This window comes from Bacillus sp. CZDM1 (assembly GCF_055502545.1).
On record NZ_JBUESO010000005.1, the window covers coordinates 262604 to 275663 of the forward strand.

The 13060-nt window shown below is 38.6% G+C and carries 18 protein-coding genes; 16 read left to right on the forward strand and 2 right to left on the reverse strand.

Annotated features, from left to right (window positions below):
• Positions 1-80 precede the first annotated feature (80 nt).
• Both ACY3XC_RS13940 and ACY3XC_RS13945 read left to right on the forward strand, forming a co-directional pair.
• On the forward strand, positions 81-320 hold the full coding sequence (locus ACY3XC_RS13940) for a YuzB family protein (protein ID WP_179156410.1): 240 nt from the start codon (positions 81-83) through the stop codon (positions 318-320).
• A 142-nt stretch (positions 321-462) separates the two neighbouring features.
• A complete protein-coding gene (locus tag ACY3XC_RS13945) occupies positions 463-828 on the forward strand; it encodes a HesB/IscA family protein (RefSeq protein WP_464869093.1) in 366 nt (121 codons plus the stop codon).
• 43 nt (positions 829-871) lie between these two features.
• Here ACY3XC_RS13945 and ACY3XC_RS13950 read toward each other — a convergent pair whose 3' ends face one another.
• Positions 872-1870, reverse strand: coding sequence for an NAD(P)/FAD-dependent oxidoreductase (locus tag ACY3XC_RS13950; RefSeq protein ID WP_464869255.1), 999 nt, complete (start codon positions 1868-1870; stop codon positions 872-874).
• Between the two features lie 367 nt (positions 1871-2237).
• Between ACY3XC_RS13950 and ACY3XC_RS13955 the strand changes: the two genes are divergently transcribed.
• From ACY3XC_RS13955 to kapD, 9 genes are all read left to right on the forward strand, one after another.
• A complete protein-coding gene (locus ACY3XC_RS13955) occupies positions 2238-3455 on the forward strand; it encodes an NAD(P)/FAD-dependent oxidoreductase (protein ID WP_464869094.1) in 1218 nt (405 codons plus the stop codon).
• A 212-nt stretch (positions 3456-3667) separates the two neighbouring features.
• The gene (locus tag ACY3XC_RS13960; RefSeq protein WP_464869095.1) at positions 3668-4159 is read left to right on the forward strand and encodes an NUDIX hydrolase; all 492 of its coding nucleotides are present in this window, start codon (positions 3668-3670) and stop codon (positions 4157-4159) included.
• A 156-nt stretch (positions 4160-4315) separates the two neighbouring features.
• The gene (locus ACY3XC_RS13965; RefSeq protein WP_464869096.1) at positions 4316-4447 is read left to right on the forward strand and encodes a YuiA family protein; all 132 of its coding nucleotides are present in this window, start codon (positions 4316-4318) and stop codon (positions 4445-4447) included.
• 157 nt (positions 4448-4604) lie between these two features.
• The gene (locus ACY3XC_RS13970; protein ID WP_464869097.1) at positions 4605-4928 is read left to right on the forward strand and encodes a YuiB family protein; all 324 of its coding nucleotides are present in this window, start codon (positions 4605-4607) and stop codon (positions 4926-4928) included.
• A 116-nt stretch (positions 4929-5044) separates the two neighbouring features.
• Complete coding sequence (locus ACY3XC_RS13975) at positions 5045-5659, forward strand: 3D domain-containing protein (RefSeq protein ID WP_464869098.1); 615 nt, start codon at positions 5045-5047, stop codon at positions 5657-5659.
• Positions 5660-5775: 116 nt separating this feature from the next.
• Complete coding sequence (locus ACY3XC_RS13980) at positions 5776-7284, forward strand: leucyl aminopeptidase (protein ID WP_464869099.1); 1509 nt, start codon at positions 5776-5778, stop codon at positions 7282-7284.
• Positions 7285-7362: 78 nt separating this feature from the next.
• Complete coding sequence (locus ACY3XC_RS13985) at positions 7363-7575, forward strand: hypothetical protein (RefSeq protein ID WP_179156401.1); 213 nt, start codon at positions 7363-7365, stop codon at positions 7573-7575.
• Positions 7576-7681: 106 nt separating this feature from the next.
• Entirely contained in the window at positions 7682-8065 is a 384-nt protein-coding gene (locus tag ACY3XC_RS13990; protein ID WP_464869100.1) for a hotdog fold thioesterase, read from the forward strand.
• 175 nt (positions 8066-8240) lie between these two features.
• The gene (kapD, locus tag ACY3XC_RS13995; protein WP_464869101.1) at positions 8241-8861 is read left to right on the forward strand and encodes a 3'-5' exonuclease KapD; all 621 of its coding nucleotides are present in this window, start codon (positions 8241-8243) and stop codon (positions 8859-8861) included.
• 38 nt (positions 8862-8899) lie between these two features.
• On the opposite strand, the gene kapB is transcribed toward kapD, so the two are convergent.
• The gene (kapB, locus tag ACY3XC_RS14000) at positions 8900-9280 is read right to left on the reverse strand and encodes a kinase-associated lipoprotein KapB (RefSeq protein WP_464869102.1); all 381 of its coding nucleotides are present in this window, start codon (positions 9278-9280) and stop codon (positions 8900-8902) included.
• Between the two features lie 100 nt (positions 9281-9380).
• Here kapB and ACY3XC_RS14005 point away from each other — a divergent pair, with 100 nt between their 5' ends.
• The 5 genes from ACY3XC_RS14005 (at position 9381) to ACY3XC_RS14025 (ending at position 13050) form a co-directional block, all read left to right on the forward strand.
• Positions 9381-10121 (forward strand): peptidylprolyl isomerase, encoded by a 741-nt coding sequence (locus tag ACY3XC_RS14005; protein WP_464869103.1) that lies wholly within the window; start codon positions 9381-9383, stop codon positions 10119-10121.
• Between the two features lie 87 nt (positions 10122-10208).
• Complete coding sequence (locus ACY3XC_RS14010) at positions 10209-10424, forward strand: hypothetical protein (RefSeq protein WP_179156396.1); 216 nt, start codon at positions 10209-10211, stop codon at positions 10422-10424.
• A gap of 77 nt (positions 10425-10501) precedes the next feature.
• Positions 10502-11023 (forward strand): superoxide dismutase family protein, encoded by a 522-nt coding sequence (locus ACY3XC_RS14015; protein WP_464869104.1) that lies wholly within the window; start codon positions 10502-10504, stop codon positions 11021-11023.
• Positions 11024-11410: 387 nt separating this feature from the next.
• On the forward strand, positions 11411-11773 hold the full coding sequence (locus tag ACY3XC_RS14020) for a hypothetical protein (protein WP_464869105.1): 363 nt from the start codon (positions 11411-11413) through the stop codon (positions 11771-11773).
• 83 nt (positions 11774-11856) lie between these two features.
• On the forward strand, positions 11857-13050 hold the full coding sequence (locus ACY3XC_RS14025; protein WP_464869106.1) for an alanyl-tRNA editing protein: 1194 nt from the start codon (positions 11857-11859) through the stop codon (positions 13048-13050).
• Positions 13051-13060: the final 10 nt, after the last annotated feature.

The window sequence follows — 13060 nt, forward strand, 5'->3', positions numbered from 1 at the left end:
TGACAGAATCACATGAAACATGGTATTTGACGCAACTGGAGAAAGATAGTAGGATAATAAGTTGTGGAGAGGTGATTGCCATGTATAAACCAATTATTGAATTTTGTATCAGTAATCTCGCAAGCGGTGCTCAAAAAGCACTGGAGAAGTTAGAAAAAGACCCGAATCTCGATATTATTGAATATGGTTGTCTCGGTTATTGCGGAAAATGCGCTTCCACTCTTTACGCACTTGTAAACGGTGAAGTTGTAACAGGCGATACACCTGATGAACTTGTGGAAAATATTTACCAGTACTTAGATGAGAATCCAATGTTTTAATATAATGTCGCAAAATAGGGGAGCGTATACTGCTTCCCTATTTTCTTATCATATACTACTCATAAGAAACGTATTAGTTGAGTCATGAAGACACAGTGTATATACTATTAAGAAAGACCTCAAATAAAGGAGGAAGAAATCTATGAGTAACGATGCAGTTATTATAACGGAAGCCGCGGCACTTCAAATAAAAGAAATGATGAAACACAATGAAGAAGAAGGTGCCCTATTACGAGTTAGTGTAAAGGGTGGAGGCTGCAGTGGTTTGTCATATGGTATGGGTTTTGATCATGAGGTGAAGGAAGAGGATCTCCATTTTGCGCAGCATGGAATTCAAATTCTTGTGGCTAAAGAAGATGCCCCTATTTTAAATGGGACAAAAATTGATTATAAGCAATCGATGATGGGCGGCGGATTTACCATCGAAAATCCTAATGCGATTGCATCTTGTGGCTGCGGTTCATCGTTTAGAACGGCAACAGCAACAGGTACACCGGAAGAATGTTAATAGTTAACAAAGGAAAAGGCGCCGATAAGGGCGCCTTTATTCATTACTTTCCAAACATTGACGAGCTGTGAAGCGGCTGGATTTTTGCTTTTGGATCGATAAATGCTTTCGCATTGTTAACAGCCGTTGGTGCTTCACCAAATCCGCAGGCAATTAATTTTACTTTACCTTCGTATGTACAAATATCTCCAGCAGCATAAATTCCTGGAATAGCTGTTTCCATTTTAGAATTAACGACGATAGAATTCTTCTCGATTTGTAAGCCCCATTCTTTGATAGGACCTAGAGAGGAAACGAAACCATAATTACAAATGACGGCATCAACATCAATGGCTTCACTGCCTTCTCCATTAACCCCTGTTAGGACAACTTGTTTAATGCCGTCGTCATCGCCAATTAATTCTGCAGGCACAAAAGGCGTTTTAACGATTACTTTGGAGTTATGCAAGTTTTCAACACTATGCTCATGGGCTCTGAATTTATCTCTGCGGTGGACAAGCGTTACTTCTTTAGCAATAGGCTCTAACATTAATGCCCAGTCCACAGCTGAATCTCCGCCGCCAAAAACAACAACCTTTTGACCTGCAAACTTATTAAGGTCATCAATAAAGTAATGAAGATTTTTACGCTCGTATTGTGCAGCGCTTTCAAGTTCTAAACGGCGTGGCTGGAAAGCTCCATTACCTGCTGTAATAATAACTGTCTTTGAATAATGAACTTCCGAATTGGTTGTTAATTTGAAAGTACCATCCTCTTGTTTTTCCAATTTCTCGACTGATTGCTCTAACGCTACGGCTGGCTCAAACTTTGCCATTTGTGCTTTTAAATTATTAATTAATTCTTGTGCACGGACTTTTGGAAATCCTGCAACATCATAAATGTATTTTTCCGGGTATAGTGCCGATAATTGACCGCCTAATTGTGGTAAGCTTTCAATAATTTTTACTGAAGCTTGTCTCATGCCGCCATAAAAAGCTGTAAATAGACCGGTAGGGCCGCCCCCAATAATGGTTATGTCATAAACTTTTTGATTCTCTTGCACCATGTATCCCCCCAACTTATGTAATAACAGACTCTATTCCTTATAATATAACAAAAACATAAAATCCTCACAACTTTCAGGAAATATTCAGACTGCTAGTATAGGGTAAAATCAACCCATTTTATAAAAAATAATCAATTAAACTACTTGAAATTGTGAAGAGTTTAGCATAATATGTATTGAGGATAGATGTTAAATTTTTGTGACAAAAAAGTAAATCTTTTGTGTCAACAAAGTAAAACTTTCGTGTCACTGTACGTGAATTATATCACATAGTTTTTTCCTCTAATCAAAATAAAAATCATCAAAGCTGAGGAAGATAAGAACAAGTATTTTACTCAAAATAAAAAAGGTGGAAGTGATCACTTTGAGAAAGCCAAAAATTGTTATTGTTGGTGCGGGCTATGGCGGGCTTATGACAACTGTAAGGTTGCAAAAGCTTGTTGGAGTGAATGAAGCAGATATTGTTTTAATTAATAAGAATGATTACCATTATGAAACTACATGGCTGCATGAGGCTTCTGCAGGCACCCTTCATCATGACCGTGTACGTTATGACATACGTGATGTTATTGATAGAAGTAAAGTTGATTTTGTCCAGGATACGGTTATTGAAATCAATAAAGAAGAGAAAAAGGTAATCTTAGAAAAGGGCGAAGTACAGTATGATTATCTCGTTATAGCTCTTGGGGGCGAACCGGAAACCTTTGGTATCAAAGGGTTAAAGGAGTATGCTTTTGGGATTACAAACGTAAATTCTTCACGCCAATTGCGTGAGCATATTGAATATCAATTTGCGACTTACAATATGGAAGAAGAAAAGAATGACAATCGTTTGGTTATCGTTGTAGGCGGTGCGGGCTTTACTGGTATTGAATTCTTAGGTGAATTAACTAATCGAGTTCCTGAACTTTGTCACGAATACGACGTGGATTCACACAAAGTAAAAATTCTTTGTGTAGAGGCAGCACCAACTGTTCTTCCAGGCTTCGACCCAGAGCTTGTTAATTACGCTGTATCAACATTGGAGCGTAAAGGGGTAGAATTCTTAATTGGAACAGCGATTAAAGAATGTACACCTGATGGAATTATTGTAGCAAAAGGTGAAGAAGAACCGCGTGAAATTAAAGCAGAAACGGTCGTTTGGGCTGCTGGTGTCCGTGGAAATTCCATTATTGAAAAATCAGGCTTTGAAGCAATGAGAGGCCGTGTGAAAGTACAGCCTGACCTTCGTGTACCTGGATATGATGATGTGTTTATGATTGGTGACAGCTCACTTGTAATCAATGAAGAAATCAATCGTCCATATCCTCCTACTGCACAAATTGCTATGCAGCAGGGCGAAGTGGCTGCTCGTAACTTGGCTGCATTAATTCGCAACAAGACCGACCTTGAAACCTTTACGTTCGATAATAAAGGAACAGTATGTTCACTTGGTCATGACGATGCCATTGGTGTTGTATTTGGTAAAAAGGTATTTGGCGGCAAGGCATCCTTAATGAAAAAAGTAGTCGACAATCGTTCATTATTCATGATTGGCGGCGCTGGACTCGTATTGAAAAAAGGTAAATTTAATGTATTTTAATTGAAAAGCGGAGGCGCCTTGTCCAGGGGCGACAGGCATAAGACGAGCCGGCGGGAAGGTTGTTCTTTAACCTTTCTGACGGATTGGCTTATGACCCCGAGCCCCTAGGCGCTGGAGCTAGACAGTATAATTATTCCTCAAAAAAGGGCAGAGATATCTGTCCTTTTTTTGTTATTATGGAAATATATCGTTTTGGCGGGGTGGGAGATCTTATGAGTAATAAAGAAAAGCGAGGTAAGGTTTGGCTGGCGGTTGGAGGGATAGTCAAATCATCTGAGGGTCATTGGCTGGTTGTTAAAAAGCGGTACGGCGGTCTTAAAGGAAAGTGGTCACTGCCGGCAGGTTTTGTGGACGAAGGAGAGACGGCTGATGAAGCGGTTGTAAGAGAAGTTAAGGAAGAAACCGGTTTAGATTGTGTTGTCAAGGGATTGATAGGGCTAAGAACAGGTGTCATTTCTGAAGAGATTAGTGATAATATGCTTGTTTTTTTACTTGAACCACTCAATGAAGGGAGTATTAAACATCAAGAAAATGAGCTATTTGAAGCAAGGTTTATCGCACCTGAAGAACTCCTCCAAGAAAAAGATGCATCGATTATGCTGCACTTCCTGATCAATCAAAGTGAATCGGTTGCCAAGCCTGGATATGATGGACTAAACCCAGGGGACCACTTTAAGTACACTGCCTACAAATTATTTTTTTAATTTTTTGAAAATTTAAGTAACATTTAGAAAATAAAAGAAAAATTATGATGTATCCGTTTTCTTACCCATTTTTGGTTGAATTTCGTCCTTTTCATTTGGTCGGATTCTTGATATATTATCAGAAAATTTAAATAATATTTCGAGGAGCTGATTTGAATGAAAACAACTAGCGTAGATACTAAAAATTGTGACTACTGTTCAGGAACAGGATATTTTCAATTATTGCTTGGGGGTTCTGAAACATGCACCTGCTGCGAGGGCTCAGGAAAGAAACAGGAAAAGTATTAATTCGAACTTATAAGGTTAACTAGAGCTGCTTCCACGAGAAACTTCGGGAAGCTATTTTTTTGAAGTATTTCCCATGTATAGATATCTAGTGTGTTAGGATTGACTCCCCAATGGACATTAAGTAAACTTATTAATGATGTGTAAAGGGGGTAATTCCATGCAGATGAGCATTGTTGTATTAATTATTTCGATATTGTTATTCTTTGTGTTATTTTTTGGAATTGGTTTTATACTAAATATGCTTTTAAGAATGTCTTGGATCATGGCATTCATATATCCGATTATTGCTATTTTTATTGTTGATAAAGTTAAATTCATTGAATACATTACAAATAGTAAAGCGGCTTTTCAGGAACTTGGTCAAAAACTGGGTTCATTAGCAACCGCTGATATCCTCATATTGCTGAGTGGGTTAGCTGGCGCAATTGTAGCTGGGGTTACCATTAAACTGTTGCGAAAAAATGGCTATCAAATGTTTTAAGACTTTTTCCTTTGTGAAAAGGTCTTTTTTTGTGGGTACAAAATGGTTTTTACTCCTTTTTGAATAATTCCGAGCACGTTGGGAAATGAATATTTTGGGAGGAGTGAAAATTATTAATGAATAAAATCAAAAATTGGACAAAGCGTTTTGCAATGACTGTTCTTTTTCTGCTCGCCATTCTAGTGACTGTTCAATCTATTACAGGCATAGATTTCAAATTATTTATTAAACAAATAGTCCAACTAGAGGCACACGCAGCTGCTAGCGAAACAGACGCTGTGACGCCGCCATTAGAGGATGCCTTTGACTGGTCAAAGTATCCGAAAAAAACAGTAATTGCAACAGGATATACAGCAGGCTTTGAATCCACAGGTAAAAATGAAAACCATCCTGAGTATGGAATTACCTATTCAGGTGTAAAAGTAAAACGAGATTTATATTCAACTGTAGCTGCAGACTTATCGGTTTTTCCGATTGGAACGATTCTGTTCATTCCCGGGTATGGGTTAGGGGTGGTAGCAGATAAAGGTGGGGCTATTAAAGGAAATAAAGTCGATCTTTATTATGAAACAGTTGAAGATGTTTATAACAAGTGGGGTAAAAAGGAAATCGACGTATATATCATAGAGCAGGGAAATGGAAAACTTACAGAGTCCCAATTACAAGCATTAAATGAAGACAAATCCATGCAGGTATTCCGTCAGCAGTATATTGGTTCAGAGAGAAAATAATGCAGGCATAGAGCCTGCTATTTTTATTGCTGGTAATGGAATGAATATATTTAGAAAGTCGAAATATATTCATATTTCCGATATAATAAAAAGGTATTTTATTTGGAGGTGGAAACATGTTTGAGGTTAAAAATGAAATAGATTTCTCAGCAGCACATGAGGGCTTAGTTATTGGACTTTTTGACAAGCAAGAGAAGTTCAGCGGTATCCTTGAAAACCTGGATGAGAAATTCAAAGGGCAATTAACGGAACTTGTGAGAGCTGGGGATATTTCTGCCAAGTTTAAAAATATTAGCAAAGTACATAGTTTTGGTAAAATCGGTGCAAAAAGAATTTGGTTTGTGGGTCTTGGAAAGGAAAAGGAATTTAACTTCGAGAGGCTGAGTGAGGCTTTAGGGAGAGCATATAAGGCTCTAAAAGCAAGCAAGCTTCAAGAATGTGCTGTCCTTTTGGATTCTTTTACAGCAGATTCATTAGATAGACTAGAGGCAGCACATGCTGTAAGCGAAGCATATGCATTAGCCAGCTATCAATTCCGCGGCTACAAGCAAAAATCAAATGAACCAGAAAAAAGGATAGAAAAAATAACGGTTTACAGTGAAAATAATGATTTAGAGGATATTAAGGCTTCGCTAACAGTGGGGCTTGCTTTTGGAAATGGTACCAACTCAGCTCGCACACTAGTAAATATTCCAGGTAACTTGCTGACAGCAAAGGACATGGCGGAATATGCACAAGAGCTTGCTGCCAAATATGATTTTGAAATTGAAATTCTTGATAAGGAAGAGATTGAAAAGCTGGGAATGGGAGCTTTTCTAGCTGTTAACCAAGGTTCCACAGAACCACCTAAGATGATTGTTTTAAAGTATCAAGGGAAAGAACAATGGCAGGATGTTATAGGATTGGTTGGTAAAGGAATCACCTTTGACACGGGCGGCTATTCAATCAAAACAAAAGCGGGCATTGTAGGGATGAAGACAGACATGGGAGGAGCTGCGGCTGTTCTTGGTGCAATGGAAATCATCGGGGAATTAAAACCAGAACAAAATGTTGTCGCAGTAATTCCTTCAACGGATAATATGATTTCCGGTAATGCCTTTAAACCTGACGATGTAATCACCTCTATGAGCGGGAAGACAATTGAAGTGTTAAATACAGATGCAGAAGGCAGACTTGTTTTAGCAGACGCTGTAACCTATGCAAAACACCATGGTGCAGAATATTTAATTGATGTTGCAACCTTAACAGGCGGGGTTATCACTGCGCTTGGACTTCACACAACAGGTGCTATGACGAATCACGAAACATTATATGAACAAGTCTTAGAAGCGTCAATGGAAGCTGGTGAGCCAATGTGGCAGTTACCGTTGTTCGAGAAAGACAAAGAGCGAGTTAGAAATAGTAAGGTTGCAGATTTAAACAACTCTCCTGGCAGTGAGGGACATGCGATTGTAGCAGGAGCCTTTATTGGTGAATTTACAGAAGGTACTCCTTGGGTACATCTAGATATTGCGGGTACTTCTACGACTTCTAGGGAACACGATCTTGGTCCGGCTGGGGCAACTGGTGTAATGACTCGAACGCTTGCATTATTTGTTGAACGCTTTGAACCCATTGAAAAATAGTAATTGGCCCAACCCATCTCTTCCTTACTCGCATATGAAGTAGTGTAGGCAAGTATAGCGAATAGGAGGTTTGGCTGCATGTATTATTATCGAAGCCCGTATCCTAAACATAACCAAAGATTTATTGGCTTTGGGCTGCCATTTTTGGGTGGTTTAGTTGGTGGACTGTTAGGAAGTGCTTTAATCTATCCTCGGCCATTTTATGGGTATCCCCGCCCGTTTTATGGTTACCCTGTTTATGGCCCGCCGGCATATGGTTACCCTGGATACGGAGCACCTTTTTATTATTAGTTTGTTTGCAAAAAACAGCTTTCGAGGCTGTTTTTTCTTTTTTGTTAAAGGGAAATTCCACAAACAAAGAGAATATAAGGAATAGATTTCGAAAGGGGCAGATGCAATGATTAAAAACACTTTGATTGAAACGTTAGGGATTGAAATAACACATTTAGAAGCTGGAAAAGTAATCGCAACGATGCCTGTTGATGAAAGGACTCGCCAGCCATTTGGATTGTTACATGGCGGTGCTTCGGTGGCATTAGCAGAAACAGTCGCAAGTGTCGGTGCATTTGAATTGGTTGATAAAGAAACGGAAGGTGCTGCTGGATTAGAAATTAATGCGAATCATGTCAGACCTATCACAGAGGGAACTGTAACTGCTGTTGGGACAATCCTTCATAAAGGAAAGTCCACAATGGTTTGGGATATCAAAATAAGTGATGAACAAGATCGTCTTATTTGTGTATCAAGATGTACAATCGCCATTATTCAATTAAAAAGGTAAAGAAAATAAAGATGGGAATTATTCCATCTTTTTTTTAATACAATTGAAAAAATATTTAAAAAATTTATGTCAATTTCGTGATATAATGTAAGAAATATAGAGAATTAGTACAATACTTTGTACATGTTTCTTTATATAATGGTAGTAAGAAAAGTGTCACAAAGGTGGTGAAAGAATGAAGGAAAAGAGACAAACTATCTTTATTGATTTTGAATTTACAATGCCGGAACGAAATGTTCGGATGAAGAATTTTTTCGCAGAGATTATTGAGGTTGGACTCGTGGCAGTTGTTGATGATCAAATTACAGAGCAATTCTCCTCCTATGTAACACCACTTAAATTCCCAATCCTAACGGAACGCTGTAAATCATTCTTACATATTTCACAGCAGCAGGTTGACCAGGGGATTTCATTTTATGAACTCATCCGAAAGTTAGGTGAATTCAATAATCAATATGAAACTACCATCGTCACTTGGGGAAATATGGATATGAAGGTTCTTCGGCATAATTGTTTAGAAGCGGGTGTATCATTTCCCTTTAAAGCCACAGAGTTAGATTTATCAATGGAATATAAGCGGTTTTTTGGCGATCAAAATCAAACAGGTTTATGGAAGGCCGTACAGGAATATGGTAAAGAGGGAACAGGAAGACATCACAGGGCACTGGATGATGCGCTGACTACTTACAATATATTCCGGCTTGTTGAAAAGGATAAACGCTATTTAGAAAAGCCCAAACCTACTACGATTGGTGACCGCATTGATTTTTCAAAACTATTAAATGAATTCGCATAAAAGGCCAAATCATTCAAACTGATTTGGCCTTAAATGATTTATTTAAAATAATCTTTTTCTAAAGATGCAATACTTTTTAAACTCATTTCTGCCCAAGAGGTTGTATTTTCTGTAAGGTCCGTTTTCATTTTATCAACTGCTTGTCTTAATGATTCGAGATAGTCTGGCACTTCTTCCTTGAAAGGCTTTACCATTTGTTTTGGGATATTGGCTTGCTCGCGATAGGAGAGAGCTTTCCTCTCATGGAAAATAAGTACATCCGCTTCTTTTGGATTATGTAAATCCCCTTGCATTGGGTGTTTTAATACCGCTAAAACTCTGAATAAATAATGCTGGTGACGAACCTCGGTTATTTCCCCAATATATTTTCCTGTTTTATAAATTCCGGTAACAACTTCGCCAATCTGCAATTCTGACATCTAGTTTTCCTCCTCACTCTACTACCTTACTTTATTATATAAAAAACAGTGTGCAAAAAACAAAATTATCGGTTAAATTAATTAAATGGAGGGATGATAAATGAGAAAGAATTTGCAGTTTTTATTATTGTTAATCATTGGAGTTCTTGTCTTGGCCGGGTGTGGGACAAGCAAGGAGAAAGAGGAAGCGGCACCGAAGAGTACTGCTCCGAATGCAGAGGAAAAGGAAGGGAGCGATCAAGTGGCAAACGCAGTTTATCCTCAACTTTCGAATGAGGTTTCTGAAAATGAAAAACTCGTTGAAATAGAAACAACTATGGGAAACATAAAAATCAAATTATTCCCCGAATATGCCCCAAAAGCAGTAGAAAATTTTGTGGAGCATAGTGAAGAAGGGTATTATGATGGTCTAATTTTTCACCGGGTTATTAACGACTTCATGATTCAGGGTGGTGACCCGAATGGTGATGGAACAGGTGGGGAAAGTATTTATGGACAGCCATTTGAGGATGAATTCTCAAACAATCTTTTTAATCTACGTGGAGCATTATCGATGGCTAATTCAGGATCCAATACGAACGGAAGCCAATTCTTTATCGTCCAGAAAAAATCAGTGGATCCATCCATTAAAACGGAAATGGAAAAGGCTGGCTTTGCCAATGAGGTAATTGAGGCCTATGAAGAATTAGGAGGCACACCTTGGCTGGACAATCGCCATACCGTTTTTGGGCATGTTGTTGAGGGCATGGACATAGTTGATAAAATTGCTGAAGCACCTGTAGACCCAAAGGATAAACCAGAAAAAGATGTGATGATTAAAGGGATTAAGGTATTGAAATAATTTGTGAGGAACAATTTATGGCAGGATACATTTTTTGTTGCTATAATTAATCATTAGTGACATTCCTTTATAGAAAGGGAGATAAAAATGTTTCAGCCATTCGTATTATCATTATTTTTATACTTTCCTGAAGATAAATCTGAATATGGACCAGCTGCCATTACGTTTACTATCTTTTTAATCGGTGCCTTTTTAACCATGAGGTACATTATCAAAATCTCTAAACGTGAAGCTATGAAAGCAAAAGAACTAGAAGAAAAAATAATGTCTCAACAGCATAGTCAAGGAAACAGTGAACATTAAGCTGTTTCTTTTTTTTTACATAATTTTCCCCACTCTAGATAATACTATGACAAAATGTCTATTTTGGGGGGATTCGTATGAAGCGAGTTTGGATGATGATTCCACTTATCCTGCTCACGGGTTGTTTGGAAAAGGAGATTACAAAACTTGATGTTAAAATGGTAAATGATAAGGGAGATTCTGTTGGGACCATTACAATTCAAGAAGTTTCAAGTGGAGTAAAATTATATTTGAAGTTAAATGGACTTCCTCCAGGTGAGCATGCCCTTCACATTTATGATAAGGGTCAATGCAAAACTCCAGATTTTAAATCAGCTGGCGAACATTTAAACCCCGATGATAAAGAGCATGGTCTTTTACACCCAAAGGGCTCGCATGCCGGTGACCTTCCTAATTTAATTGTAGAAGATGACGGGTCTGTAAAGGGAGAATTAATGGCAGCTAATGTAACGTTAAAAGAGGGGAAGAAATCCCTTTTTCCAAAGGATGGAACCTCCATTGTGATTCATGAAGAAAAAGATGATGGGATGACCCAGCCCGAAGGAGATTCTGGTGCAAGGATTGCATGCGGTGAAGTCTCTAAGGATAATGCGAAATAGAGAGAGTGTGCTGCAAGGATAAAGAGAGTTTCTCACTTATCGTTCGGGGGATCAGGTTAGATTAAGGACCTTTTCTGATATATAGACGGAAGAATTCCGCTTAATTATTAATAATGTTTAAAAGTGGGCTAAATAGACGGAGGAATTCCGTCTATTGGCTAGAAAAATCCGAAAATGTGAGATTTTGCTTTGCATAAACGGAAAACCTCCGCTTATATACCCCTAAACGAGCACCATTCTGCATTTAACCGGAAAATCTCCGCTTATTTACTTTTCACTTTGTGAGCCTTTTTTGGAGTAAGGATGGTTTATTACAGGTCATTTATCTAAGCTTATCCCAATAGTCCTGCATACACTAGCATGTAGACTGTTAGGAGGCGATAATAAATGGCAAAGAGACAATTCTTTGGCGGATTTCTTGGACAACCTGGCTATCCGCAAATGGGAGGATACCAGCAGGGTTACCCACAAATGGGAGGATACCAGCAGGGTTACCCACAAATGGGAGGATACCAGCAGGGTTACCCGCAAATGGGAGGATACCAGCAGGGTTACCCGCAAATGGGAGGATACCAGCAGGGCTATCCGCAAATGGGAGGATACCAGCAGGGTTATCCGCAAATGGGAGGATATCAGCAGGGTTATCCACAAATGGGAGGATACCAACAGGGCTATCCACAAATGGGTAGTTTTCAACAATTTAGAAATTCCAAAATGAACAATCCAAATAATAAACGAAAAAATAAGTAAGAAAAATTAGACCTGACAAGCCTGTTTCTTCATAATTGAGGGGACAGGATTTTTTATTAAATTATATCTAGGAGCATACATGCATGGAAAATAAAATATTTTATCAAGACGCTTACATAAAATCATTTACAGCACAAGTAGTTGACCAGGGAAACGACAGTAATGGAAAATATTACATAGTGCTGTCTCAAACTGCGTTTTACCCAACAGGCGGCGGACAGCCCCATGATATTGGAACCATTGAAAACATTAAAGTACTAAATGTGGAGGAAACAGAGGGGGAAGTTCGTCACTACCTCGAAAGCGAAGTACATGATGTCAGCTCTCCCGTTTATGGTGTGATCGATTGGGATAGAAGATATGATCATATGCAGCAGCATGCAGGACAACATATTCTATCTGCTGCCTTTGAACAACTATATGGATACAAAACAATCGGCTTCCATCTAGGAAATGAAACGTTAACAATTGATTTAGAGACATCTAATCTTTTGGAATCGGAAGTATTGAAAGTAGAGGAACTAGCCAACAAGGTCATATTTGAAAATAGACCCATTGAAACGAAGTGGGTAACAGAAGATGAATTAGTTAATTATGATTTGCGAAAAGAGACAAAGGTAAAAGAGGATATTCGACTTGTCATTATTCCAAGCTTTGATTATAACGGCTGTGGCGGAACTCATCCGAATGCAACGGGTGAAGTCCAAGCAATAAAAGTAATAGACTGGGAAAGACAAAAGAAAAAAGTCCGCGTTCAATTTGTTTGCGGAAATCGTGTTTTGAAACAGTTTCACCAAAAAAATAGGGTGCTTATGGAGCTAACGAAATTACTTAATGCCCCTGAAAAGGATATGCAGGAGGCAGTAACTCGGCTTCTAGAAAATAGTAAATCAATGGAGAAAGAATTAGAACAATCACTTGAGACTCTGCTGCACAACGAGGCAAAGGGTATCCTAGAAAAGGGTAAAGGTGATAACAGAATTGTCAGTGGTGTGTTTCAAAACAGAAGTATTCAGGAACTGCAAAAATTAGCCCGAATGATTATTGCAGAGGATGAAGAAACCATCGTGTTATTCGTTTCTCAAAATGAAAATAGGCTGCAGCTTGTTGGTGCACGAGGGACGGCAGAAAATGCAAGCATGAAAAAGGTAATAGGAAATGCACTTTCGATCATTAATGGTAAGGGCGGCGGAAGTGATTCATTTGCGCAAGGAGGAGGAGAAGCCATCATTACAGGTGAACAAATGCTGCAGCATTTGTTGGAGTTAATCCAATAGCGATGGTTGT

What these genes read in the sequence shown, in the direction of transcription:
- ACY3XC_RS13990 (WP_464869100.1), top strand. Translation starts at nt 7,682, where the DNA reads ATGATTAAAAACACTTTGATTGAAACGTTAGGGATTGAAATAACACAT.
- ACY3XC_RS14010 (WP_179156396.1), top strand. Translation starts at nt 10,209, where the DNA reads ATGTTTCAGCCATTCGTATTATCATTATTTTTATACTTTCCTGAAGAT.
- ACY3XC_RS14015 (WP_464869104.1), top strand. Translation starts at nt 10,502, where the DNA reads ATGAAGCGAGTTTGGATGATGATTCCACTTATCCTGCTCACGGGTTGT.
- ACY3XC_RS13970 (WP_464869097.1), top strand. Translation starts at nt 4,605, where the DNA reads ATGCAGATGAGCATTGTTGTATTAATTATTTCGATATTGTTATTCTTT.
- kapD (WP_464869101.1), top strand. Translation starts at nt 8,241, where the DNA reads ATGAAGGAAAAGAGACAAACTATCTTTATTGATTTTGAATTTACAATG.
- ACY3XC_RS13940 (WP_179156410.1), top strand. Translation starts at nt 81, where the DNA reads ATGTATAAACCAATTATTGAATTTTGTATCAGTAATCTCGCAAGCGGT.
- ACY3XC_RS13945 (WP_464869093.1), top strand. Translation starts at nt 463, where the DNA reads ATGAGTAACGATGCAGTTATTATAACGGAAGCCGCGGCACTTCAAATA.
- ACY3XC_RS13965 (WP_464869096.1), top strand. Translation starts at nt 4,316, where the DNA reads ATGAAAACAACTAGCGTAGATACTAAAAATTGTGACTACTGTTCAGGA.
- ACY3XC_RS13960 (WP_464869095.1), top strand. Translation starts at nt 3,668, where the DNA reads ATGAGTAATAAAGAAAAGCGAGGTAAGGTTTGGCTGGCGGTTGGAGGG.
- ACY3XC_RS13985 (WP_179156401.1), top strand. Translation starts at nt 7,363, where the DNA reads ATGTATTATTATCGAAGCCCGTATCCTAAACATAACCAAAGATTTATT.
- ACY3XC_RS14020 (WP_464869105.1), top strand. Translation starts at nt 11,411, where the DNA reads ATGGCAAAGAGACAATTCTTTGGCGGATTTCTTGGACAACCTGGCTAT.
- kapB (WP_464869102.1), bottom strand. Translation starts at nt 9,280, where the DNA reads ATGTCAGAATTGCAGATTGGCGAAGTTGTTACCGGAATTTATAAAACA.
- ACY3XC_RS14025 (WP_464869106.1), top strand. Translation starts at nt 11,857, where the DNA reads ATGGAAAATAAAATATTTTATCAAGACGCTTACATAAAATCATTTACA.
- ACY3XC_RS13980 (WP_464869099.1), top strand. Translation starts at nt 5,776, where the DNA reads ATGTTTGAGGTTAAAAATGAAATAGATTTCTCAGCAGCACATGAGGGC.
- ACY3XC_RS14005 (WP_464869103.1), top strand. Translation starts at nt 9,381, where the DNA reads ATGAGAAAGAATTTGCAGTTTTTATTATTGTTAATCATTGGAGTTCTT.
- ACY3XC_RS13975 (WP_464869098.1), top strand. Translation starts at nt 5,045, where the DNA reads ATGAATAAAATCAAAAATTGGACAAAGCGTTTTGCAATGACTGTTCTT.